Annotated in this window: 1 protein-coding gene; it reads right to left on the bottom strand. The window is 47.0% G+C overall.

Features of this window, described 5'->3' with window-relative positions:
* Positions 1-621, bottom strand: a 621-nt coding sequence (locus R7O13_RS28410; RefSeq protein ID WP_412125744.1) for a type II secretion system protein GspD, incomplete at both ends; no start/stop codon positions are given.

The following is a 621-nucleotide window of genomic DNA, read 5'->3' as shown; positions in this document are numbered from 1 at the left end:
AGTTGTATTTGCGCTGAGTGATACCATCTGCGGTCATACCATCACGGATGATGGTCGGCTTAATGAAGACCATCAAGTTACGTTTTTCGGTTTGCGTGCTGGTTGATTTGAACAAGTGACCCAATACTGGAATATCACCAAGCAGTGGCACTTTCGATTCACTTTCTAGTGCACGTTCATCAACCAAACCACCTAGCACCAGCATCTGACCATCTTGGATCATCACGGAAGTGTTAAGTTGGCGCTTCGCGAAACGAACGTCAACGGCACCATTGGCACCCAATACGTTAGAGACTTCTTGTTCAATATTTAGCTGAACAGAATCACCTTCGTTGATCTGTGGTACAACTTTGAGCTTGATACCGACTTCTTTACGATCAACGGTTTGGAATGGGTTGTCGTTGTTTGAACCAGCAGTCGAGCCAGTAATAACAGGCACTTCTTCACCCACGATGAATGAGGCTTCGCCGTTATCCATCACAGTGATACTTGGAGAAGACAGGATGTTTGAGTTGGAATCCGAAGCAACCGCACTAATTAGCGCCGTCCAGTCACCCATCACGATGCTCATTGCGGCACCATTTACGCCGCCAAGAGCAGATGCAAGTGTTGAGTAGTCAC

It is taken from the genome of Vibrio sp. Y176, assembly GCF_033438945.1.
The sequence above is the reverse complement of the archived record's forward strand: the minus strand, read 5'-3'. Positions and strand labels throughout refer to the sequence as shown.